Annotated in this window: 17 protein-coding genes and 1 pseudogene; 11 read left to right on the top strand and 7 right to left on the bottom strand. The window is 69.4% G+C overall.

Annotated elements, in window-relative coordinates:
* Window positions 1–76: 76 nt before the first annotated feature.
* The gene (locus LU699_RS07860) at window positions 77–2329 is read right to left on the bottom strand and encodes a TonB-dependent receptor (RefSeq protein WP_232136375.1); all 2253 of its coding nucleotides are present in this window, start codon (window positions 2327–2329) and stop codon (window positions 77–79) included.
* A gap of 301 nt (window positions 2330–2630) precedes the next feature.
* Here LU699_RS07860 and LU699_RS07855 point away from each other — a divergent pair, with 301 nt between their 5' ends.
* A complete protein-coding gene (locus LU699_RS07855; protein ID WP_232136374.1) occupies window positions 2631–3122 on the top strand; it encodes an Lrp/AsnC family transcriptional regulator in 492 nt (163 codons plus the stop codon).
* 7 nt (window positions 3123–3129) lie between these two features.
* Here LU699_RS07855 and LU699_RS07850 read toward each other — a convergent pair whose 3' ends face one another.
* Window positions 3130–5235, bottom strand: coding sequence for an NHL repeat-containing protein (locus tag LU699_RS07850; RefSeq protein WP_232136373.1), 2106 nt, complete (start codon window positions 5233–5235; stop codon window positions 3130–3132).
* A gap of 9 nt (window positions 5236–5244) precedes the next feature.
* On the bottom strand, window positions 5245–6414 hold the full coding sequence (locus tag LU699_RS07845; protein WP_232136372.1) for a class I SAM-dependent rRNA methyltransferase: 1170 nt from the start codon (window positions 6412–6414) through the stop codon (window positions 5245–5247).
* Between the two features lie 246 nt (window positions 6415–6660).
* Here LU699_RS07845 and LU699_RS07840 point away from each other — a divergent pair, with 246 nt between their 5' ends.
* Window positions 6661–7620, top strand: coding sequence for a TerC family protein (locus tag LU699_RS07840; protein ID WP_232136371.1), 960 nt, complete (start codon window positions 6661–6663; stop codon window positions 7618–7620).
* A gap of 11 nt (window positions 7621–7631) precedes the next feature.
* Here the strand turns inward: LU699_RS07840 and LU699_RS07835 are convergent, their stop codons facing one another.
* Window positions 7632–8828 (bottom strand): GGDEF domain-containing protein, encoded by a 1197-nt coding sequence (locus LU699_RS07835; RefSeq protein WP_232136370.1) that lies wholly within the window; start codon window positions 8826–8828, stop codon window positions 7632–7634.
* A gap of 134 nt (window positions 8829–8962) precedes the next feature.
* Between LU699_RS07835 and LU699_RS07830 the strand changes: the two genes are divergently transcribed.
* From LU699_RS07830 to LU699_RS07810, 5 genes are all read left to right on the top strand, one after another.
* Window positions 8963–9769, top strand: a complete 807-nt coding sequence (locus LU699_RS07830) for a rhomboid family intramembrane serine protease (RefSeq protein WP_232136369.1) — start codon at window positions 8963–8965, stop codon at window positions 9767–9769.
* Window positions 9770–9894: 125 nt separating this feature from the next.
* Window positions 9895–10977: a two-component system sensor histidine kinase NtrB gene (locus tag LU699_RS07825; RefSeq protein ID WP_232136368.1), complete on the top strand. Its 1083-nt coding sequence runs from the start codon at window positions 9895–9897 to the stop codon at window positions 10975–10977.
* Window positions 10974–12395, top strand: a complete 1422-nt coding sequence (ntrC, locus tag LU699_RS07820; RefSeq protein ID WP_232136366.1) for a nitrogen regulation protein NR(I) — start codon at window positions 10974–10976, stop codon at window positions 12393–12395. Before LU699_RS07825 ends, ntrC begins: the two co-directional genes overlap by 4 nt.
* Window positions 12396–12440: 45 nt before the next feature.
* Window positions 12441–12992, top strand: coding sequence for a superoxide dismutase family protein (locus tag LU699_RS07815; protein WP_232136365.1), 552 nt, complete (start codon window positions 12441–12443; stop codon window positions 12990–12992).
* A 101-nt stretch (window positions 12993–13093) separates the two neighbouring features.
* Complete coding sequence (locus tag LU699_RS07810; protein WP_232136363.1) at window positions 13094–13726, top strand: superoxide dismutase family protein; 633 nt, start codon at window positions 13094–13096, stop codon at window positions 13724–13726.
* A gap of 722 nt (window positions 13727–14448) precedes the next feature.
* On the opposite strand, the pseudogene LU699_RS07805 reads toward LU699_RS07810, so the two are convergent.
* A pseudogene (locus LU699_RS07805) lies at window positions 14449–15166 on the bottom strand (hypothetical protein); the annotation flags it as partial.
* 92 nt (window positions 15167–15258) lie between these two features.
* On the opposite strand from LU699_RS07805, the gene LU699_RS07800 reads away from it, so the two are divergent.
* Window positions 15259–16536 (top strand): acetyl-CoA C-acetyltransferase, encoded by a 1278-nt coding sequence (locus LU699_RS07800; protein WP_232136361.1) that lies wholly within the window; start codon window positions 15259–15261, stop codon window positions 16534–16536.
* A 17-nt stretch (window positions 16537–16553) separates the two neighbouring features.
* Window positions 16554–17129: a hypothetical protein gene (locus LU699_RS07795; RefSeq protein ID WP_232136360.1), complete on the top strand. Its 576-nt coding sequence runs from the start codon at window positions 16554–16556 to the stop codon at window positions 17127–17129.
* A 269-nt stretch (window positions 17130–17398) separates the two neighbouring features.
* On the opposite strand, the gene LU699_RS07790 is transcribed toward LU699_RS07795, so the two are convergent.
* Together LU699_RS07790 and LU699_RS07785 are read right to left on the bottom strand one after the other, a co-directional pair.
* Window positions 17399–18685 carry a heme biosynthesis HemY N-terminal domain-containing protein gene (locus tag LU699_RS07790; protein WP_232136359.1) on the bottom strand — a complete coding sequence of 429 codons (1287 nt, stop codon included), beginning with the start codon at window positions 18683–18685 and terminating at the stop codon, window positions 17399–17401.
* 85 nt (window positions 18686–18770) lie between these two features.
* Window positions 18771–19547, bottom strand: coding sequence for a uroporphyrinogen-III synthase (locus LU699_RS07785; protein WP_232136358.1), 777 nt, complete (start codon window positions 19545–19547; stop codon window positions 18771–18773).
* Between the two features lie 66 nt (window positions 19548–19613).
* Between LU699_RS07785 and LU699_RS07780 the strand changes: the two genes are divergently transcribed.
* Window positions 19614–20084, top strand: coding sequence for a YiiD C-terminal domain-containing protein (locus LU699_RS07780; RefSeq protein ID WP_232136357.1), 471 nt, complete (start codon window positions 19614–19616; stop codon window positions 20082–20084).
* 136 nt (window positions 20085–20220) lie between these two features.
* Window positions 20221–20655: a YkgJ family cysteine cluster protein gene (locus LU699_RS07775; RefSeq protein ID WP_232136356.1), complete on the top strand. Its 435-nt coding sequence runs from the start codon at window positions 20221–20223 to the stop codon at window positions 20653–20655.
* Window positions 20656–20686: the final 31 nt, after the last annotated feature.

The raw sequence follows: 20686 nt of genomic DNA, 5'->3' as shown, positions 1-20686 counted from the left end.
GGGAACAGGAATCTCCGGCCGCTCTGGCGGTCGTGGTCGGGCAACCGGCGCGCGCCGGCGTGTGGATCGCGCATCGTCAGTAATGCCAGTGCACGGTCACGCCGACGGTGCGCGGCCGCACGATGCCCTGGCCGATGCCGTTGACCTCGGACACGCTGCGGGTGATGCCGCGGGTGTCGCCGAGATTGCTGCCGAACAGGGTCAGATCGGTATTGCCGAACGACATGCGGTAGCGCAGGTCGACGGTGTTGTAGTTGCCCTGTTCGTTGCGCGCGGCGCCGGGCACGGCGGAGTTGAGATCGCTGATGCCGCTGCCGATGTACTGGTGGGCCAGCGTCAGCGTCGGCGAAAAGCGCGTGTCGAAGCGGTAGCTCAGCACGTTGCTGACGGTCCAGTCGGCCGAGCCCGGCAGCTGCGAACCGGCGGGCGCGGTGCCGGCGAACAGGATGTCGAGATCCTCGTCGAGGCGCGCCTGCTGCCAGGTCGCGGCCAGCGTCCAGTCGAAGCTGTCGACCGGGCGCCACGTGGTCGCCAGTTCGATGCCGCGGCTGTAGGCCTTGCCGCCGTTGCTGGCGTAGTTGAAGAAGTCCGGCGTCTGCAGGCGCAGCTGGATGTCGCTCCAGTCGACATAGAACAGCGTGGCGTCGATCAGCCAGCGGCCGTCCGCCCAGCTGGTGCGCGTGCCGAGTTCGTAGTTGATCAGGCTGTCACTGATGGAGCCGGCGGGAATCGGAAACGCGCTGAGCCCGGGCGTGTTCGGCTCGCCGAAGCGGAAGCCTTCCGACACCAGCGCGTAGAGCATCAGATCGGCGGACGGCGTCCAGGTCAGCGAGACCTTGGGATTGAGGCCGTCCTCGTCGGTACGCGAGCGGGTGACGATGGGGTCGCCGGGATACGTCGAGAAGCCGACCTGCGTGGTCTGCGCTTCGACGCTCGTGCGGAAGAAGCGGCCGCCGACCGTGGCCTTCCATTGATCGTTGAAGTGGAAGGTGCCTTCGCCGAACACCGCGAGTTCGGAACCGTCGAGATGGCTGTAGAACGCGTTGAACGTGGAGCCGTCGGGTGCGATGACCGCGCCGCTGCCCGGACCGAACAATGACGAGCGGTCGAACGCACCGGCAGCGCCCGCGGCGCCGATGGTCTCGTAGAGATCCTTGTCGGTCTGGAACACCATGCCGCCGACCAGCCATTCCAGGCGCTGGTCGCCGGGCGAGGCCAGACGCAGTTCGAGGCTGCGGCCGGTGCTTTCGCCGCCGGAAGCGATGAACAACGGTGTGTCGAGATCGAGGTCGAGATCGGCGTTGTAGAACACGCGTATCGGGGTGAAATCGAACTGCCAGTCCTGCTGCTTGTGCTGCTGCGACAGCAACGCGGTCAGCGTGGCGAAGCCGAGGTCCTGATCGAGCCGCAGGCTGTGCACGGCGACCTTCGTATCGGTGAACTCGGGAATCGCGGTGTCGCGTTCGAACTCGCCGAGACCGGCGATGCGGTAGCTGTTGTCGTCGGCATCGGTGTTCTGCCACAGGCTCAACCAGCTCAGCGTGGTCGCCTCCGACGGCGTCAGCGTCACCGACAGGCGGCCACCCGCGGTCTGGCTGTCGTTGCTGCCTTCGCGGCCGAGGCCGATGTTGTCGAGATAGCCGGGATCGTCGCGGTACTGCGCGACGGCGCGCACGGCGAGGATGTCGTCGGCGATCGGCAGGTTGACCATCGCCTTGCCGCCGAAGCCGATGTCGGCGTTGCGGGTCTGGCTGGCGGTGGCTTCGACAGCCGCGTCGAAGCCGGTCGGGTCGGCGACGTTGGCGACGTAGTTGATCGCACCACCCATCGACGCCGAACCGAACAGCGTGCCTTGCGGCCCGCGCAGCACTTCGACGCGGTTGATGTCGAAGGCGTCGATGTCGGGAATGACGATGCTGAAGCCCGGCTCGGTCAACGGCACTTCGTTGAGGAAATAGCCGGTCGTCGTCTGGCCCTGCACGTTGCCCGAACTGGTCGCGATGCCGCGCATGACCACGTGCGAGACGCCCGGCTGGTAGCTGTTGAACACCACGCCCGGCGTGCGCTGGATGTAGTCGGCCAGCGACTGCGCGCCCAGATCCTCGAGCTGCTGGCCGGTGACGGCCGAGACCGAACCCGCGATCTCGCGCACCGATTCGTTGCGCTTGCCGGCGGTGACGACGATCGCGTCGAGATCGGTGGTCGAGGCGGGCGAGGCAGGTGTCCCCGGCGCCGCGGTCTGCGCCATCGCCGGTGCGGCGATCAGCGGCGTACACAGACAGACGAGACGGATGGCGTGGGCCAGACGTGCGGTGGTGAGCGGCTTCATGGCGATTCCCGTGGGCGATGGCTGGACTGGGACCAGGCCGCTGCGCTTCGCATGGTGATGCCGAAGCGCGGCGCTGACGTTCGAGTAATAGAAGACGGGCGTAACCGCGTCCAGCAGATTCCACGGAGCGCGTGGATGACTCAAGTGATTGATCGTAAAAGAGCAGCCGTGGTGCGCTGCCGAAGAAGCCACGGAATGCGGCCGCAAATTACGCAGGATCTGCGCCGCCGGCCCCGGAATTCGATACGTTGTAGCGCCGCCGCGGCCCGCCGTGGCCGCCGGAACCGCCCAGGAGCGCCGCATGTCCGCCCGTTCGCCCGACCGCACCGACCTGAAGATCCTCGACGTGCTGCAGCAGGATGCACGGATCACCAACCACGCCCTCGCCGAGCGGGTGGCGCTGTCGCCCAGCGCCTGCCTGGCCCGGGTGCGCGCGCTGGAGCAGCGCGGCCTGATCCGCAGCTATCGCGCCCACGTCGCCGTCGACCGCATCCGCTCGGCGACGATCGTCATGGCGCAGATCAGTTTCCAGAAGCACGCGCTCGAGGAGTTCACCGCGTTCGACCGTTGCATCCTGGCGATGCCGGAGATCGTCGAAGCCAGCCGCGTGTCCGGCGCCTACGACTACATGCTGCGGGTCATCGTGCGCGACGTGCACCACTGGAAGGACATCGCCCGCTCGCTGCTCAGCGGCGACTACGGGGTGGAGAAGATCGTCTCCCACTTCCTGATGGACGAGGTCAAATCCTTCGCCGGCTATCCGCTGACCGACGACGAGCCGGCGCGCGGCTGAGCGCGGATCAGTACAGCCGGATCGGCAGCTCGCGCGTCGCGGTGTTGCCGCTGGCATCGCGCACGGTGGCGCGCAGCAGGTAATCGCCGATGGGCAGGTCCGCCGGATCCCACAGCATCGCTTCGAGACGACCGTCGCGGACGAGATTGTTGACCGCGTAACGGAACCGCGTGCGCGAGGCGCCGTGCACGGTGATGCCGCTGTCGGCGGAGTAGGCAACGCGCACCGCATCGCGATGCGGCGGCATGCGGTCGAAATCGATCGTGAAGCGCGGCACCTCGAAGCCGGGCATCGGGCGGCCGTCGGCGGCCAGCAACTGCCAGCCGAGCGTGTGCAGGCCGAGGCGCCGGCGCGGCAGGTTGCCGTCCACCTGGTCCCAGGCCTCGACGATGATCTGCAGGCCGCCGCCATCGCGCGGCAGGATCACGCGACCGTCTTCGCGTGACGTCATCGGCATGTCGAGCGCGTCGAGCAGCGCGAGATCGTCGATGCGCGGCGCGATGGTGTCGACGAAATTACGGAAGCCCAGCGTCACCGCATTGCGCTGGTAGCCGGACGGTCCGAGGATCAGATGCACGTGCGCCTGCGCGTTGATGGTGCCGATCGCATCGCCGGCGCGGATGTGCGTGCCGCGCGGAATGCGCACGCGCATCGGCCGGCCGTCGTCGCCTGCGATCAGCTGGAACCGTGGATCGAGCACCTCGCCGCGCGGCGTGCGGCCGACGCGCATGTGCATGTAGGCCAGATCGTCGATTGCGAGGTTCTCGGCCTGGTCGCCGAATCCGCTCGCGGCATACGGGCTCGCGACTTTCGCATCGGCGATCGCCAGCACCGGACTGCCCACGTCGCCGCGCACGTCGAAGCCGGCGTGCAGGTGGCTGCGCGATTCACCGCGGAAGTTGCCGCGCACCTCGCCGAGCGTGCCGACGACTTCGTGCCAGCCGTCCTGCGGTGCGAGGGGCCAGCGGCCGCGTGTGTCCGGCAGTGCGGCGTCCGGCGCAGGACCGACCGTGGCGTTGGCGAGATTCTGCTTCGCACCGGCGCGTCGCACCTGCACGATGCGATGCACGCGATACGCCGCGGCATCGGCGACCCACAGCCGGCCGAAACGATCGAACGTGAGACCGGCCGGACGCGCCAGGCGCTGCGCCATGTCGCGACCGGTCAGCACGCGCGCGCGACCGTCGGCTTCGATCTGCAGCACGCGACCCTGTGCGAGTTCGCCGACATAGAGCCGTTGCTGCGCATCGATGGCGATGGACACCGGCGACATCGGCGCGGCATCGGGTTCGTCACCGTGCTGCTCCAGCGTCGTCGTGGCGCCGTCGGGCGCGATGCGCCGGATCGCGTGGTTGCCGGTGTCGGCGATCCACAGTGCACCGTCATCGCCGAGCGCGAGTCCGCCCGGCGTATCGAAGCGCGCCTGCGCGCCGACGCCGTCGACGAAGCCCGGCCGTCCATCGCCGGCCAGCGTGCGCACGGTGCCCGCCTCGATCACGCGGATGCGGTCGTTGAACCCGTCCGCGACGAAGACGCGCCCCGCGGCATCGACGGCCACGCCGGTCGGCGCATGGAAGCGCGCCTGTGCAACGGGACCATCGACGAAACCGGCCTCCCCGGTCCCGGCCAGCGTCGTCACCGTGCCGTCGGGCGCGACGCGCCGGATCGCGTGGTTGCCGGTGTCGGCGACATACAGCGCACCGACCGCGTCGAGGGCGAGACCGGACGGCGTGTGGAAACGCGCATCGGCGCCGCGCCCGTCGACGAAGCCTTCGAGGCTGCCGACGAGCGTGTCGACGCGGCCATCGGGATGCACGCGACGGATGCGGTTCGACGCGCCGCCATCGGCGACGAACGCAGTGCCGTCCGCCGCGACGGCGATGCCGAAGGGATCGTCGAACCGCGCCTCGGAGCGCGTGCCATCGCGCACGCCGCGATGGCCGTCGCCGGCCACGGATTCGATTCGCGCCGGCAGGCCCGCAGGCGGCGGACCGGGATCAGGCCGCTCGGGCGTGCGCCAGTCCCAGACGAAGCTCGCCGCGAGCGCGACCGTCGTCAGCGCGGCGACGCCCCAGATCGCACCGCGCAAGCCGGGCCGCAGCCTCCGCGCCATGCAGCGGGATCAGTCCACGACGCGGCAGAACACCGCCTTGAGGTAACGCGATTCCTGCACGTGCGCCATGAACGGATGATCCGCGCCCGCGCCCGAGACCTTGAGGATCTGGATCGTGCGGTTGGCGTAGAACGCCGCGCGCCGCAGCATGTCGAGGAACTGCTCCTCGCTGACCAGACCGGTGCACGAGAACGTCGCCAGCAGTCCGCCCGGCTTGACCACGCCGAGCGCGAGCTTGTTCATGTCGAGGTACTTCTTCAGCGCCGGGATCACCTGCTCGCGGTCACGGGTCATCTTGGCCGGGTCGAGCACGACGACGTCGTAGGCATCGCCCGCGTTCGATGCATCGCGCAGCCACGGGAAGATGTCGGCCTGCACGAACCTGATGCGCGCATCGTTGAGCCGGGCATTGCCCTTGGCGATCTCGATGACGTCTTCGTCGATGTCGATGCCCACGACTTCGCTGGCGCCACGCACGGCGGCGTACACACCGAACCCGCCGGTGTTGCAGCACAGGTCGAGCACGCGCTTGCCTGCCACCTGGCGGCTCAGCCACTCGCGGTTCTCGCGCTGGTCGGCGAAGAAGCCGGTCTTGTGCGCACCGGCGGGATCGGCGCGGAAGCGCACGCCGTACTCGGTGATGATCGCCGGATCGGCCGGCACGCTGCCGCGGTAGTCGAAACTTTCCTGCTTCTGCACGTGTTCGTCGGCGAAGCTGTGGAAGCGGCAGCCGGGGAACTGTTCGGTCAGCGCTTCGTAGATCCATTCGCGATGGCGGAACATGCCGGCGCTGAAGAATTCGACGACCAGCAGATCGCCGTAGCGGTCCACGACCAGACCCGACAGGCCGTCGCCTTCGCTGTGCACGACGCGCCAGGCATCGGACACGTCATCGAGCTTGAGCACATCGCGGCGCAGCGAGACGGCCTCGGCGATCTTGCGCGAGAACCAGCCGGCGTCGACCGGTACGTCGGGATGCGTTTCGAGGATGCGCACGGCGATGCGCGAATGGCCGTTGTAGAAACCGCGGCCGATCCACTCGCCTTCGACGCCGATGACGTCGACGATGCTGCCGGGCTTGGGGCGCTGCGCCGGCTTCTCGACGAGGCGCTGGAAGATCCACGGGTGGCTGGAACGCCAGGCGTTCTTCAGGTGTACGGTCGGGTAGGGTGTGTTCATCCCTGCGATTTTACCGCGTGCACTTGCCCGTCACGCGCGGTATCCGCAGAATCCGCACCCGAAGGGGAGTAGCTCCCAGCGTGCAGGCCGTCATTTCGAGCAGCGATGCTCCGGTCGCACGGCAGCCCAAGCGGGCTGTGAGCAAGACCTTCGCCGCAATGGCGAAGGCACGTCCCCGGATTCCGGTTCCCGGTTCCCGACGATGTCCGCGCCCTGCGGACCTCCTCCACATGCTCGGGAATCTCGATGGAAACGATTGGCAATGTCTGGTTGTGGGCCGGCTTCGGCGGCCTGGTGGTGATCGCGCTGCTCGTCGACCTGGTGCTGATGCGCCACGGCGGCGCGCACAAGGTCACGTTCAAGGAGGCGCTGTGGTGGAGCCTGGGCTGGGTGGCCCTGGCGCTGCTCTTCAACGCAGGTCTGTGGTGGTACCTGCACGAGACCGCGGGCGCCGCGCTCGCCAATCGCGTGGGCCTGGAATTCCTGACCGGCTATCTGGTCGAGAAGTCGCTCGCGGTCGACAACATCTTCGTGTTCCTGCTGCTCTTCACCTTCTTCGGCGTGCCCGAGGCGCAGCGCCAGCGCGTGCTGATCATCGGCATCCTGCTGGCGCTGGTGCTGCGCGCGGTGCTGATCTTCGTCGGCGCGGCGTTGCTGGCCCAGTTCCACTGGCTGCTGTACGTATTCGGCGCGTTCCTGCTGCTGACCGGCTTCAAGATGTGGTTCGCCGCCGGCAAGGAGCCGGATCTGGAGAACAACGTGGTGCTGCGCTGGATGCGCGGGCATCTGCGGCTCACCGACGGCTACCGCGGCGCGGCGCTGCGCGTGCGCGAAGGCGGCGCTTGGGCCTACACGCCGCTGTTCGTGGTGCTGGTGCTGATCGGCGTGATCGACGTGATCTTCGCGGTCGACAGCATCCCGGCGATCTTCGCGATCACCACCGATCCCTTCATCGTGCTGACGTCTAACGTCTTCGCGGTGTTGGGCCTGCGCGCGATGTTCTTCATGCTCGCCGGCATGGCCGACCGCTTCCACCTGCTGCCCTACGGTCTGGCTGTGGTGCTGGTCTTCATCGGCGCCAAGATGCTGCTGATCGACGTCTACAAGATTCCAGTGCTGTGGTCGCTGGGCGTCGTGGCGGTGATCCTGGCGGTCACGGTGGCGCTGAGTCTGGCGCGACCGCCGAAGCCGGTGACCGGTGGCTGAGGTACGTCCGGTCAGGCCGGCGCGGGCAGGGCGACTTCGACATCGCGATCGATGACGCGGTTGCGGCCCGCGCGCTTGGCCAGATAGAGCCGGCGATCGGCCATCGCCAGCAGTGCGTCGAGGTCCGGCTCCCGGCCCTCGCGCACATGGGCGATGCCGATCGACAGCGTCACCGCCGTGGCCACGCCGTCGACCACCGGCGGATACGCGGCGACCTGCGCGCGCAGACGGTCTGCGCGCTCGGCCGCATCGCCGATGCCGCCACCGGTCAGCAGCATGCAGAACTCGTCGCCGCCGAAGCGGCCGACGACTTCGCCCTCGCGCATCGCGGCCCGCAGACGCGCGGCGACGCTCGCCAATACACCGTCGCCGGCGGCGTGCCCGTGGGCGTCGTTGACGGCCTTGAAGCCGTCGACATCGATCATCAGCAACGCGGCCAGACCGGTGTCGTGCGCACGCGCGAGGCGCCGCTGCGCGAGTTCGAAGAACGCACGCCGGTTGTGGATGCCGGTCAGCGCGTCTTCGGCCGCGAGGCCTTCGAGCCAGCGCTGCTGGCGTTCGAGTTGCAGCAGCAGGAACGCGAACGTCGCGAACACCGGCGCCACCAGGAAATACGCGAGCGCCAGCTGCTGCCCGGGCGTGATGCCGGCGCCGAAGGTCGGGCCGGACTGCGGGTTCCAGCCCTGCTCGGCGAGGCGATAGAGACAGACCAGCGCCGCGCCGACGAACAGCACCACCAGAGCGCGTTCCGGCCATGGCCGCCGCCCGCTGCGGCGCAGCGGCGCGCGCACCGACAGCAGCACCGTCAGCAGCGCGGCGGTCCAGAACATCGCGATGCGTTTTTCGGGCGCCTGGCCGGGCACCAGCAGTGCCAGCAGCAACACCAGCGCCGGTAGATAGACCACCGCCCACGACCACGACGTGCGCGCAGGTGTCGACGGCAGGCTGCGCAACAGCGCACGCAGCATCGCCGCATAGCCGGCGACCAGCAGCGCGCACGCGATCGCCTGCACCGTGCCGCCGAGTACCGAGGCGGGCACAGCGAAGAGCGGCCAGGACAGCGTCTGCAGTGCGAGCCCGACCGTCCATTCGCGCAGGCCGGCACGCTCGCGGATGCGCTGCTCGCGCAGCACCAGCCACGTCATCGCCGCCAGCGAAACCGCCAGCAGCACGAACATCGACAGCAATGTGACGTGCCAGGCATCCACGTCGACACGCGCTCCGTCAGCCGCCCCGGGGCGGGGCCGGGCGATACGGTAGCGTGTGGATGCGGGCCACGTGTCGTGCGCAACGTGAAAAGCGACGCGCGTCACGTCGGCTTGCAACCGCGCGATCCGTCGCCATGCTGGGACACATGCATCTCGACAGTCCCGACGACATCCCCGATTCCGAACTCCAGCGCGCACGCGACAAGCGCCGCCTGTCCAACGCGCTGAAGGCGAGCGTGCTGTTCGTGTTGCTGCTGTGCATCGTGTTCGGCGTGCAGGCGGCGATCGACTGGCGCTTCCTCGCGGTGAAGCCCGGCGAGTGGAGTGGTCTGCTCGGTCTGCTGACCGCACCGCTGCTGCACGGCTCGCCGGAACATCTGATCGCCAATGCCAGCGCATTGCTGCTGCTCGGCTCGCTGGCGCTGGTGGTCTATCCGCGCGCCACGCTGCGCGGCCTGCCGCTGATGTGGCTGGGCTCGGGCCTCGGCGCCTGGTTGATGGGCACGCCCGGCTCGCACCATCTCGGCGCCAGTGGCGTGACCCACGGCCTGATGTTCCTGGTGTTCGTGCTGGGCCTGTTGCGCCGCGACCGGCCGTCGATCGCCGCCGGCATGATCGCCTTCCTGTTCTACGGCGGCATGCTGCTGACGATCCTGCCGCAGGAGCCCGGCGTGTCCTGGCAGTCGCACATGGGCGGCGCGATCGGCGGCGTGCTGGCCGCGTTCTGGTTCCGCTACGCCGATCCCGTCCCGCCGCGCCGGCGCTACAGCTGGGAGATCGAAGAGGAAGAAGCCGCGCGCGCCGAACTCGAACGCCGCGACACCTTCGAGCCGCCCGCGCCGCACGACGTGCCGGTGCTGTGGGAACGGCCGACGGAAGAACCGCGCGGCGTGGTGCTGCGGTTTCCGGATCGGCGCGGTGGGCGCAGCGAGGAGGGCTGAGCTCTGCGGCCGATCTTCGGCGCGGCGACCTTTCCGCTAGAGCCCTCCCCCGCGCGCGGGGAGGGCTTAATCGAACGTGCACCGCAAGCCTGTCGACACCCACCCCAATGCACTACATTGGTGCAATGGCCGACGAAACCCCACCGCCGCAACCCTTCGATGCACTGGTCACGCCGCTGGTCTGGGCCGACGCCGATGGGCGCATCCGCACCTGCAATGTCGCCTTCGCGCGCTGGCTCGGGGTCGGGCGCAAGCGCCTGATCGATCAGCCGCTGGCGGCGCTGGAGGTCGATGGCGAGGTGCTGCGATTGGCCCTGCGCACGCCCAGCGATCCGGCTGACGGCCCGATGCGCGTGCGCCGGCTGGTGCTGGCCTTCCTCGGCGGCGAGCCGCGCTTCGCCGATGCCTGGCTGTCGCGCGAGGCCGATGGCGGGCTATTGCTCGAAGCGCATCCGGTCGATGAATTCCCGGGCGCCGATCCGACGCTCGCGATGCCGCTGGCGCTGTCGGCGGCCTTGCGTGGTCTCGCCCACGAACTGCGCAATCCGCTGGCCGGCCTCAAGGGCGCCGCGCAGTTGCTGGCCCGGCGCGTCAGCGATGGTGAATCACGCGAGCTCGTCGCTCTCGTCGACACCGAAGTCGCGCGTCTCGGCACGCTGGTCGACCAGTTGCTGTCGCCGCGTTCGCCGACGCCGCACCGCGCGCTCAACATCCACGGCGTGCTCGAACAGGTGCTGCGCCTCGCCGAAGCCGACGCCGGCTGGGCGGTGCGCATGCTGCGCGATTACGACCCGAGCTTGCCCGAGTTGTCCGGTGATCCCGACCGTCTCACCCAGGCGATCTGGAATCTCGTGCGCAACGCCATCCAGGCCGGCGCCGCCAATATCACCCTGCGCACCCGCGCCGCGCTCGGCGTGCGCATCGGCGACGAAGTGCATGCGATGGTGCTGCGGCTGGAAGTCGTCGACGACGGCCGCGGCGTGCCGGACGACATGGTCGAGCAGATCTTCCTGCCGCTGGTGTCCGGGCGTCCCGACGGCAGCGGCCTGGGCCTGGCGATGGCGCAGCAGGTCGCGCGCGAACACCGTGGCGCGCTGGTCTACCGCTCGCGCACCGGGCATACCGTTTTCACTTTGCAGCTGCCGTTTCCTGTCGAAGACGACGCGCCCGATGCAGCCGCCATCACCGCGCCGGAGCCCGCCGCATGAGTACGCCCGCCCCGCGCATCTGGGTCGTCGATGACGACCGCTCCGTCCGTTTCGTGCTGGCTACCGCGCTCAGCGAAGCCGGTTACGACGTGTCCGGTTTCGACAGCGCGCAGGCCGTTCGCGATGCGCTGGCCAAGCGGCCGCCGCCGGACATGCTGTTCACCGACGTGCGCATGCCCGGCGATTCGGGCCTGCAACTGCTCGATGGCCTGAAGCAGCAACATCCGCAGCTGCCGGTCGTGGTGATGTCGGCCTACACCGACGTCGCCAGCACCGCCGGTGCGTTCCGCGGCGGCGCGCACGAGTTCCTGTCCAAGCCCTTCGATCTCGACGAGGCCGTCGCACTCGCTGCCCGCGTGCTCGGCGACCACGACACCGCGCCCTACGACGCCCCGCAGCCGACCGGCGACAGCGATGCGCTGGTCGGCGACACCGCCGAAATGCGCCAGCTGTTCCGCGCGATCGGCCGCCTCGCGCAGGCGCCGGTGTCGGTGCTCGTCACCGGCGAAACCGGCACCGGCAAGGAGCTCGTCGCACGCGCGCTGCACCGCGAATCGCCGCGCGCGCGCAAACCGTTCGTCGCACTCAACACCGCGGCCATTCCGGCCGAGCTGCTGGAGAGCGAACTGTTCGGCCACGAGGCCGGCGCGTTCACCGGTGCGTCGCGGCGCTACATCGGCCGCTTCGAACAGGCCGATGGCGGCACGCTGTTCCTCGACGAGATCGGCGACATGCCGGCTTCGCTGCAGACGCGCCTGCTGCGCGTGCTGGCCGAGGACGAATTCTTCCGCGTCGGTGGACGCGAGTTGATCCGCGTCGACGTGCGCGTGATCGCGGCGACGCATCAGGACCTAGAGCGTCTGGTCGCCGAAGGCCGCTTCCGCGCCGACCTGCTGCACCGCCTCGATGTCGTGCGCCTGAAGCTGCCGCCGCTGCGCGATCGCCGCGAGGATGTCGGCCAGCTCGCCGAACGTTTCCTGCAGGCCGCAGCCGAAAAACTCGACGCGCCGCCCAAACGGCTCGGCCGAGCGGCGTTGCAGCGCCTGCGCGAACACGCGTGGCCGGGCAACGTCCGCGAACTGCAGAACCTGTGCTGGCGTCTGGCTGCATTGGCGCCGGCCGATCTGGTCACGCCGCAGGACCTCGACGGCCTGCTGACCGCCAGCACATCGTTGCCGGACGCGACAGAACCGGTGGCGGCAGGCGATTGGGACGACGCCCTGCGCGCGTGGGCCGATACGCGGCTGCGCGCCGGTGACGACGACATCCATGCGCAGGCGCGTGAGCGTCTGGATCGCGCGTTGCTGGAAACCGCGCTGGTGCACACCAGTGGCCGCCGCGCCGAGGCCGCCACGCGTCTGGGCGTCGGCCGCAACACGCTGACCCGCAAACTCGGCGCGCGCCGGCGTCGCAGTTGAATGCCCTTCATCGACGCGCCGTGCGCGCGGGCTAAGGTGGCCGCCATGAACAGCACGACCCGACTTCCGATGCTCGCGGCCGCCGCCGCGATTCTGCTCGCCGGCTGCGCCAGCGCGCCCCGTCCCGCCGCGCAGACCGCGCCATCCGCCGTCACCGCGATCGCCAGCACCGGCACCGCGCAGGGCGCGATCGCCAATCTCGCGTCCGCCTCCGGTTCGCTGGTCAGCGGCCGCGTGGTGCTGTCGCCCGATGTCGGCGGTGTGCGCGTGCGTGGCGAGGTCGGTGGCCTGGTCCGCAACGGCACCCACAACCTGCGCCTGCACACGCGCGGCGACTGCAGCGCGGTCGATGCGATCAGCGCCGGTCCCGAATTCGACGCGCAGTCGGGCGTCCCGTCGCGACAACCGGATTCCGGCGAACGCGGCCGCATCGTCGCCAACGGCAGCGGCGTCGCCACACTCGATCTGCTGCTGCCCGGCGCCGTGCTCGGCGGCGGCGCTGCCAACGACATCGTCGGCCGCGCGCTGCTGATTCTCGGTGCGACCCCCGGCGCGATCAGCGCCCGCGTCGCATGCGGCACCGTCCAGGTCCAGTAAGCATCCGCGGCGCACTCACGCGGCCCAGACCCGGCCGCGGGGATGCTGGCCGCTGCGTCATCGCGCGCCCGCCGCGCCCCACCCGATTCGAGGAGAGCTCCATGCGCACCCACACATTCCTGATGCCGATCCCCGCCGCGCTGGCCCTCGCGCTGGCCGCCTGCGGCGGCGGTGCCGACAACGCGAACACCGGCGACAACGCCGCGGCCGAAGCCGACCGCGCCGCTGAAACCGCCGCCGCGACGCCACCCGCGGCAGCGCCTGCGCCGGACACGATGGCCGCTGCGACCGCCATGGCCGCGCTCCAGCCGACCGCCGGCAACCAGACCGCAGGCGAACTGCGCTTCGCCGTGGTCAACGGTCGCATCGAAGTCACCGGCACCGTCACCGGCCTACCCGCCGGCGGCACGCATGGTTTCCACGTGCACGAGACCGGCGATTGCAGCGCACCGGACGGCAGCAGCGCCGGCGGCCACTTCAACCCGGGCGCCACCGAACATGGCCGCGTCGGCCAGGGTGCACATCACGCCGGCGACAGCGACAACATCACCGCCGGTACCGACGGCACCGCCCAGGTCAGCGGCTGGCTGGAAGGCGCGACCATCGGCGGCGGTGGCGCGGACGACATCGTCGGCAAGGGTGTGATCGTCCACAAGGACGCCGACGACTACGCAACGCAGCCAACCGGCAATGCCGGCGATCGTCTGGCGTGCGGTGTGATCCAGGCGGGCTAAGCGCTGGCGCGACTGCCGCGTAAAGAAAGATCCGGCGCCCGTCTCCTGCTACAGGAGGCGGGCGTTTTCTTTTGGGTCGTCGCGCGTCGGATGCCGCGGCGTCGTCGGCCCGCACCCCGACCCTCTCTCAGGGATAGGGGCTTGAAGCACCGCGCTCAATCAAAGGTCAACGCGCAACCGAACACTGGGGAACTCGACGCCTCTCCCTCAGGGAGAGGCCACGCGCATTGCGCGTCTGGTGAGGGCGGGGCGTTCCCTTTGAATCTGATTCGAAGGATGGGTAGAGCGCAGCGAAACCCATCGAACAGGTTTCAGGCTCGCGGCGTCGTCGGCCCTCACCCCAACCCCTCTCCCCGAGGGAGAGGGGCTCGAAGCAGCGCGTGAGTGTCGACGCGCAACCAGACGCAGGCGACCCAAGCGCCTCTCCCTTTGGGAGAGGCCGGCGCGCATCGCGCGTCGGGTGAGGGCTGGGGCCTTACCACCATCCCGCTCATCAGAGAGACCCGGTACAGCAACGAGCGCTCGACCCCGAACCCAGCCTCAGCGCAACGCCCCCGCCGGATCCTGCCCCGGCGCCACGTGCACGAACACCACCGGCACGCCGTGCGCCTGCAGCACCGCGGACAACTGACGTTGCCGTGCCTCGTACATCGCGAATCCCTTCGCCAGCCGGTCGTCGTCCGACTCGCCCGCCGCACACCGGCGGCGCCAGTCGTCGGGCGCGAGCATCGCGATCCGCACTTCGCCATCGACATGCCGCAGCAGCGGCTCCGGCGGTGCGTCGAGCCACGCCTCGGATTCGGGTGCGAGCAGTGCGGTTTCCAGCACGTCCCACAGCGGGTCAAGGCCCTGGTTGCGGTACTGCAGCGCGGTCATCGCCAGCAGGTCGTGCAGCGTGAGATAGCGCGCGTGTTCGATGCGCGCGCCGAAGGCCTCCTGCGCGCACAGGGCGGTGTCGGCCTGGGCCATGCCGAGGTCGAGCAGCATCGATTCCATGTGCGCCGCGACGGCTTCGGTCGCCGCGGGTTCGCCGACGAACAGATACGGCAGCACGCGCAGGCGGCCGCCCGCGAGTTGCGGATCGGACTGGAACGGCAGCGGCACGGCGCCGCTGGCGTCGGCACCGAAGGCGATGATGCGCGGGCCCTGTCCGGCCTGCGGCGCGCGCACGCGCAGCTCGTCGAGGCGGCGGTGCACCGGCCAGCCTGGACGCAGCAGTTCGGCGGGGTCGAAGTGGGCAGCGGCGAACGACAGGTCGAGGTCGCGCACGCCCGGCACCAGCGCGCCGAGGTCGCGGCCGAGCAGCTTGGCGAGTTCGCCCGCGGCCTGCTGGCCAAGCGCGCCGCGCGCGGGCGTGGAGTCGTCGCTCAGCTCGAGGGCGAGCACGCCAAGTACCTGTGGGACGGGAATTTGTCGGGAAATGTCGGGATCTGCGGTCATTGGCCGTGCACATGCTCAGCGATACACTCGTTCACATTATGCCCGTCCCGTGTCAGGGACAGTCTCACGCAGGTCCTGTCGAGGTCATTCCGATGCTGCTAGGTCGTCCCGTCGCCGTGCTCGGCGGCGTTCGTATTCCGTTCTGCCGCCAGAACACCGCCTATGCGGACGTCGGAAATCTCGGGATGTCGGTGCGCACGCTCGGGGCCCTGGTCGAGAAGTTCGGCCTGCACGGCCAGCAGCTCGGCGAAGTCGCGATGGGCGCGGTGATCAAGCATTCCAGCGACTGGAATCTGGGCCGCGAGGCCGCGCTGTCGTCGGGCCTGTCGCCGCTGACGCCGGGCATCACCCTGCAGCGTGCCTGCGGCACGTCGCTGGATTCGATCATCACGATCGGCAACAAGATCGCCGCCGGCCAGATCGAGTCGGGCATCGGTGGCGGTTCGGACACCACGTCGGACGTGCCGATCGTTTACGGCCGCGCGCTGCGTCGCCGTCTGCTGGCTGCGAATGCGGCGAAGACGCCGAAGGACAAGCTGGCCGCGTTCAAGGGCTTCCGCCTGCGCGAGCTCAAGCCCGATTTCCCGGGCGTTGCCGAGCCGCGCACCGGCAAGTCGATGGGCGAGCACTGCGAGGACATGGCGAAGGAGTGGAACATCGCGCGTGATTCGCAGGACGAACTCGCCGTCGCCTCGCACCACAAGCTGGCCGCCGCCTACGAGCGCGGCTTCTTCGACGATCTGGTGGTGAGTTTCCGCGGCGTCTCGCGCGACAACATCCTGCGTCCCGACACGTCGCTGGCGAAGCTGGCGACGCTGAAGCCGGCGTTCGACAAGGTCTCCGGCCGCGGCACGCTGACCGCCGCGAATTCCACGCCGCTGACCGATGGCGCCTCCGCGTGTCTGCTGGCCAGCGACGAATGGGCCGCGACGCACGGGCATGAAGTGCTGTGCCACATCCGCGACGCACACGTGTCGGCGGTCGATTTCGTGCACGGCGAAGGCCTGCTGATGGCGCCGACCGTTGCGGTCGCCGAAATGCTCGCGCGCAACAACCTCACGCTGCAGGATTTCGACATCTACGAAATCCACGAGGCGTTCGCTGCGCAGGTGCTGTGCACGCTGCGCGCCTGGGAGAGCGAGGACTACTGCCGCACGCGCCTCGGTCTCGACGCGCCGCTCGGCCGTATCGATCCGGCGAAACTCAATCCGGTCGGCTCGTCGCTCGCGGCGGGTCATCCGTTCGCGGCGACCGGTGCGCGCGTCGTCGCCACGGCCGCGAAGCAGCTGAAAGAACGCGGCGGTGGCCGCGCGCTGATCTCGATCTGCACCGCCGGCGGCATGGGCGTCGTCGCGATCCTCGAACGCTGATCGCAGGGAGCGTCGTCATGTCCGTGTTCCGTACTTCGGGCCGCCTCGTCCTGCTCGCCGTCGCCGTGTGCGCGTTCGCCGCGTGCGACAAGAACGAAGCAGAAGCACCGCAGCCGCCGACCGCGTCCGGTCCGCAGCTGGTCTCCGCGCCGCCACCGCGCGATGCCTTGCCGAACTGTCCGCATCTGGCGTCGGCGCTCGGCGGCCTGGTCGACGGTCTCGAGGCCGTCGACGACGCCGGCACCCGGCAGGACACGCCCGAGAGCTACGGCATCAGCTGCGCCTGGCGTGCCCCCGACGACGGCGCGGCGATCGGCGCGATCGTCATCGTCGACAACGAACCGCTGACCGCGCATGACATGCAGCGCGCCGGCATGTATGTCGAGGATCCGCGCGTGGCCGCGCTGGGTGGCTTCGTCGCGATTCCCGATGCGCTGCTCGATGGCAACGCGCCGCTTGGCCCCGTGGGTCCGCAGGTCATCGTCGGGCCGGTCACGGTCACGCTGGCGAGCAACGGGCGTGGGCGTGCGGCGGAGATCACGCTGGATCAGGCGATCGATGGCGCAGTGGCGGTGCACCGCTCGATGCGTTGAAGGTTGGCGGCGCTCTGCGGAGCGCTGTCAGCGTCGTGGACAACGTCCACTTTCAACGCCTGCTCGCTGATCTGTTGCCAGCGCACCTGCCTTGATCGGAGCCGCCTCGGGTCGTCGAGACGGCGCGTCAAAACCAGTTGCTGAAGAGCTCGCGCTCACCCGGGGCGCGTCGCCCGTTCACCCCGGATCAGGTCCGGGGCACGCGTTTTCTTGAAGGCAGAGGTGTCATCCGCGCTCGCCGTCGCAGCGAGTGCCAGACACGTCCGAGATCAGAATCGATCCGTCGGATGCGGCGCTGCGTCTCCGTGCACGTACGGCAGGCCGTGCGCATCACGCGTCTCGGGTTCGATCAGATCGTCGTGCGCTGCGAGCGGCGTTGCCGGCGGAAGCGCGACCACCGGTTCGTTGCGGGCGGCGCGCAGGGCGTTCGCGTAGCACAGGCGTGCGTTGCGATCGTCGCCTTCGGCGGCGTACGCGTCGCCCATCTGCACCCATGCATCGCTGCCGGCGCCCTGGTCGATCGCGCGCTGCAGGTAGTCGCGCGAGTTCGGCCAGTCGCGTTGCATGTGATGCAGGCGCGCGAGGCCGAGCATCACGCCGGGGCTCGACGGATGCGCGTTGAGCCAACGCTCCATGCGCGACTGGCGATGCGCGGGATCGCCGACCTCTAACGATGCGTAGCGCGCAGCGACACGCTCGTCCCAACGCGCATCAAGCGAAGTTTCGAGACTCTTGAGCGCGGCGTGGTTCCAGCCCAGCGCGACCGCGCGATCGGCGTACGCCAGCACCACCGGCGTCTCTGTGCGGATGTGCTTGGGCAGTGCTTCCCAGCGCTCGGCCAGCACGTTGGCATCGGCCGCTTCGTGCAGCGACGCGGCGGCCCAGCGGATCTCGCGGAGTTCGAGCTGCGCTTCCGGCAACGCGTTCTGGCGACGCAGTGCGCCGAGCAGGCCATAGGCTTCGGCGGCATGGCCGGTCATCGCCCAGGCATCGGCGCGTAGCGCCAGACCACGCGGCGGCAGCGGCTGCGCGGCCGGCGTATCGAGCGCGGTCAGCGCATCGATCGGGCGTTCGTCGAGCAGTGCGAGTTCGGCCAGCGCGATGGCGCGCGTCGCCGGATGGCGATCACCGAACTTGTCGAGATGGGCACGCGCGCCGGCATCGTCGCCGCGTCCGATCGCGGCCTGGGTCGCGGCGATGCGTGCGGCGGGCTCGTAATGCGGGTTCTCGTCGGCGGACTGCGCCAGCAGCTTTTCGGCACGGGCGTAATGACCCTGATGCAGCGCATCGAGACCCTCGCCGACGCGGCTCTGCGCCTTGGTCTCGCGGTAGCGGCCCCAGCTGCGGAACGGCAGCAGGATCAACGTGACCAGCAGCCAGACCACGACCATCGCGCCGAGCAGCATAGCGATCGCATTGATGACCGTCGTCGTGTAGTCGACGCCACCGCGGCGGACCAGCACGTAGCCGGGATCGCCCGACATCAGCAGTTGCGCGGCCAGCGCGCCGAGAAGGGCGATGACGATCCAGACCAGCAGGGCTCGGAGCAAGGACATGGCGGAATTCCGGATGGCGCAGGGGATAGATCGCTACGGTGCCAGAGCCCGTCGTGACGGCCCCGTCGCGGGTCCGCGCGTCCATTCAGCTGGCTGGGTGATCCGGTGAGGCTGCCGCCAGCAATGAGGCCGGACGCGCATCCGTCGCCTGTTCGATCCGCGCGAATCCGGCGTCCCGGGCGAGATCGGCAAGTCGCGCGCTGGCGGCGAGCACGCGCGCCTCGCGCAGACGCGCGACTGCCTCGGGCGGCAGCGTGTCAAATGTGCGCTGCAGCGCCTCGCCACTGCTCAGCGGTAGCAGCCACGGCGCGGGCAATGCCATCAACCTGGCGATACGCGTCGGCGATGGTGGTGTCGGCACGCGTGCGTAGACATCGGCGCGGCGCAGATCCGCGCCTGCATCGGAAAGCGTCTGCGCGATCACGCCGCGTCCGCCCGGTGCGGTGACCAGTCCGACGCTGCGACCTTGCACGTCCGCCAGCTCCGGCAGTGACAGCAAACCTTCGCTGTCCATGCGCGCGGGTGCACGAACGCCGACGATGCCGGCACGTTCGAGTGCGGTTGCCGTCCCTGCGCCAACGGCGAGCCAAGATTGCGTGTCGCACGCGACGAGTGTCTGCAGCATGGAGGCCGCAGCGACCGACGGCGGACTTGTGAAGATCACGACATCAGCGGCGAGTGCGTGTCGCAATGCATCGCGCGTACCGGCGTCGTCGAGATGCGCGATGCGCCACGGCGACAGCGCGAACGTGCGCGCGCCGAGACGTGCGGCTTCGCGGCGCAGGCCTGAATGTGCACCGGCCGGCCGTAGCGAGATGACGTAATATCCCGCCAGATGCGGGAAAGCCGGCGCGGCATGCATGCGCCAAGCTTGGTGGCTGCGGTGTTGCGGCGCAAGCCGGACGACCGCACCCCCACAGGATTCCGCATGACGCTCGATGATTCGCTCCGCGCCCTCGAGGCTTATTACGGTTCGATGCCGCCCGTCGCGGCGATGGACGTGTCCGTTGCCGGTTACGACGGCGATTCCCTGCGCCTGCACGCGCCGCTGTCCTCGCACGTCAACGACAAGGGCTCCGCATTCGGCGGCAGTCTGGTGTCGGTGATGACGCTCGCGGCCTGGGGTCTGGTGACGCTGCGCGTGGAACAGGCCGGTCTCGATGCCGAGGTCTACGTGGCCGATTCCACAGTCCGCTACCGCGCGCCGCTGCTCGGCGATCTCGAAGCCGAGGCCACGCTCGACGAGGCCGGCGACTGGTCGACATTCGCGCGCACGCTGCGCGAACGCGGCCGTGCACGCGTCGCACTCACTGCGCGCATCGCGTTGCCTGATGGCAGCACGGCGACCGAAATGCAGGCGCGTTACGTGGCGATCCGGCGGCCGACTGCGAACGCCTGAGGCGGGCGTCCGTTGCGGTACGCGGGTCGGCTGCAAACGGAATCCTGAAGGGCCGCGCCGTGGCACTTGCGCGTTGCATGGCTGACGCCAAGACTCCGCGCTCCTTGTCCGTGTTCGCGATCCCCGGGGTCGTCCCATGCGCCATCCGTGTATGACCTGTGGGGCCTGCTGCAGCCAGTACCGGGTGTCGATGCACTGGATGGACACCGATGCGTCCGGCGGCGTCGTGCCGCATGCGCTCACCGAGACCTTCGGTCCGCATCAGGTCGTGATGCGCGGCACCTGGCAATCGCAACCGCGCTGCGTGGCGCTCGACGCCGAGATCGGCACGTCTTCGCGTTGCACGATCCATGCGGTGCGGCCACAGGCCTGCCGCGATGTGCAGGCGTCGTGGGAATCCGGTGCGGCGAGTCCGCAGTGCGATCGCGCGCGCGTGGCGCATGGACTGCCGGCACTGACGGTTGCCGATTGGGTGTCGACGATCGACGTGGTGCTGGTCGACGCGATCGCGCCCGAGGCGTTGTTCGGTGGCGCGTCGAACTCTTATGCGGGCGCTGTGCCGATCGTCTGATTCCGCATCGGCGATGCGGGTTCACTGGTAC

The organism is Luteimonas fraxinea, from assembly GCF_021233355.1.
GTDB classification, from domain to species: Bacteria; Pseudomonadota; Gammaproteobacteria; order Xanthomonadales; family Xanthomonadaceae; genus Luteimonas; species Luteimonas fraxinea.
The sequence above is the reverse complement of the archived record's forward strand: the minus strand, read 5'-3'. Positions and strand labels throughout refer to the sequence as shown.

What these genes read in the sequence shown, in the direction of transcription:
- LU699_RS07860 (WP_232136375.1), bottom strand. Translation starts at nt 2,329, where the DNA reads ATGAAGCCGCTCACCACCGCACGTCTGGCCCACGCCATCCGTCTCGTC.
- LU699_RS07855 (WP_232136374.1), top strand. Translation starts at nt 2,631, where the DNA reads ATGTCCGCCCGTTCGCCCGACCGCACCGACCTGAAGATCCTCGACGTG.
- LU699_RS07850 (WP_232136373.1), bottom strand. Translation starts at nt 5,235, where the DNA reads ATGGCGCGGAGGCTGCGGCCCGGCTTGCGCGGTGCGATCTGGGGCGTC.
- LU699_RS07845 (WP_232136372.1), bottom strand. Translation starts at nt 6,414, where the DNA reads ATGAACACACCCTACCCGACCGTACACCTGAAGAACGCCTGGCGTTCC.
- LU699_RS07840 (WP_232136371.1), top strand. Translation starts at nt 6,661, where the DNA reads ATGGAAACGATTGGCAATGTCTGGTTGTGGGCCGGCTTCGGCGGCCTG.
- LU699_RS07830 (WP_232136369.1), top strand. Translation starts at nt 8,963, where the DNA reads ATGCTGGGACACATGCATCTCGACAGTCCCGACGACATCCCCGATTCC.
- LU699_RS07825 (WP_232136368.1), top strand. Translation starts at nt 9,895, where the DNA reads ATGGCCGACGAAACCCCACCGCCGCAACCCTTCGATGCACTGGTCACG.
- ntrC (WP_232136366.1), top strand. Translation starts at nt 10,974, where the DNA reads ATGAGTACGCCCGCCCCGCGCATCTGGGTCGTCGATGACGACCGCTCC.
- LU699_RS07815 (WP_232136365.1), top strand. Translation starts at nt 12,441, where the DNA reads ATGAACAGCACGACCCGACTTCCGATGCTCGCGGCCGCCGCCGCGATT.
- LU699_RS07810 (WP_232136363.1), top strand. Translation starts at nt 13,094, where the DNA reads ATGCGCACCCACACATTCCTGATGCCGATCCCCGCCGCGCTGGCCCTC.
- LU699_RS07800 (WP_232136361.1), top strand. Translation starts at nt 15,259, where the DNA reads ATGCTGCTAGGTCGTCCCGTCGCCGTGCTCGGCGGCGTTCGTATTCCG.
- LU699_RS07795 (WP_232136360.1), top strand. Translation starts at nt 16,554, where the DNA reads ATGTCCGTGTTCCGTACTTCGGGCCGCCTCGTCCTGCTCGCCGTCGCC.
- LU699_RS07790 (WP_232136359.1), bottom strand. Translation starts at nt 18,685, where the DNA reads ATGTCCTTGCTCCGAGCCCTGCTGGTCTGGATCGTCATCGCCCTTCTC.
- LU699_RS07785 (WP_232136358.1), bottom strand. Translation starts at nt 19,547, where the DNA reads ATGCATGCCGCGCCGGCTTTCCCGCATCTGGCGGGATATTACGTCATC.
- LU699_RS07780 (WP_232136357.1), top strand. Translation starts at nt 19,614, where the DNA reads ATGACGCTCGATGATTCGCTCCGCGCCCTCGAGGCTTATTACGGTTCG.
- LU699_RS07775 (WP_232136356.1), top strand. Translation starts at nt 20,221, where the DNA reads ATGCGCCATCCGTGTATGACCTGTGGGGCCTGCTGCAGCCAGTACCGG.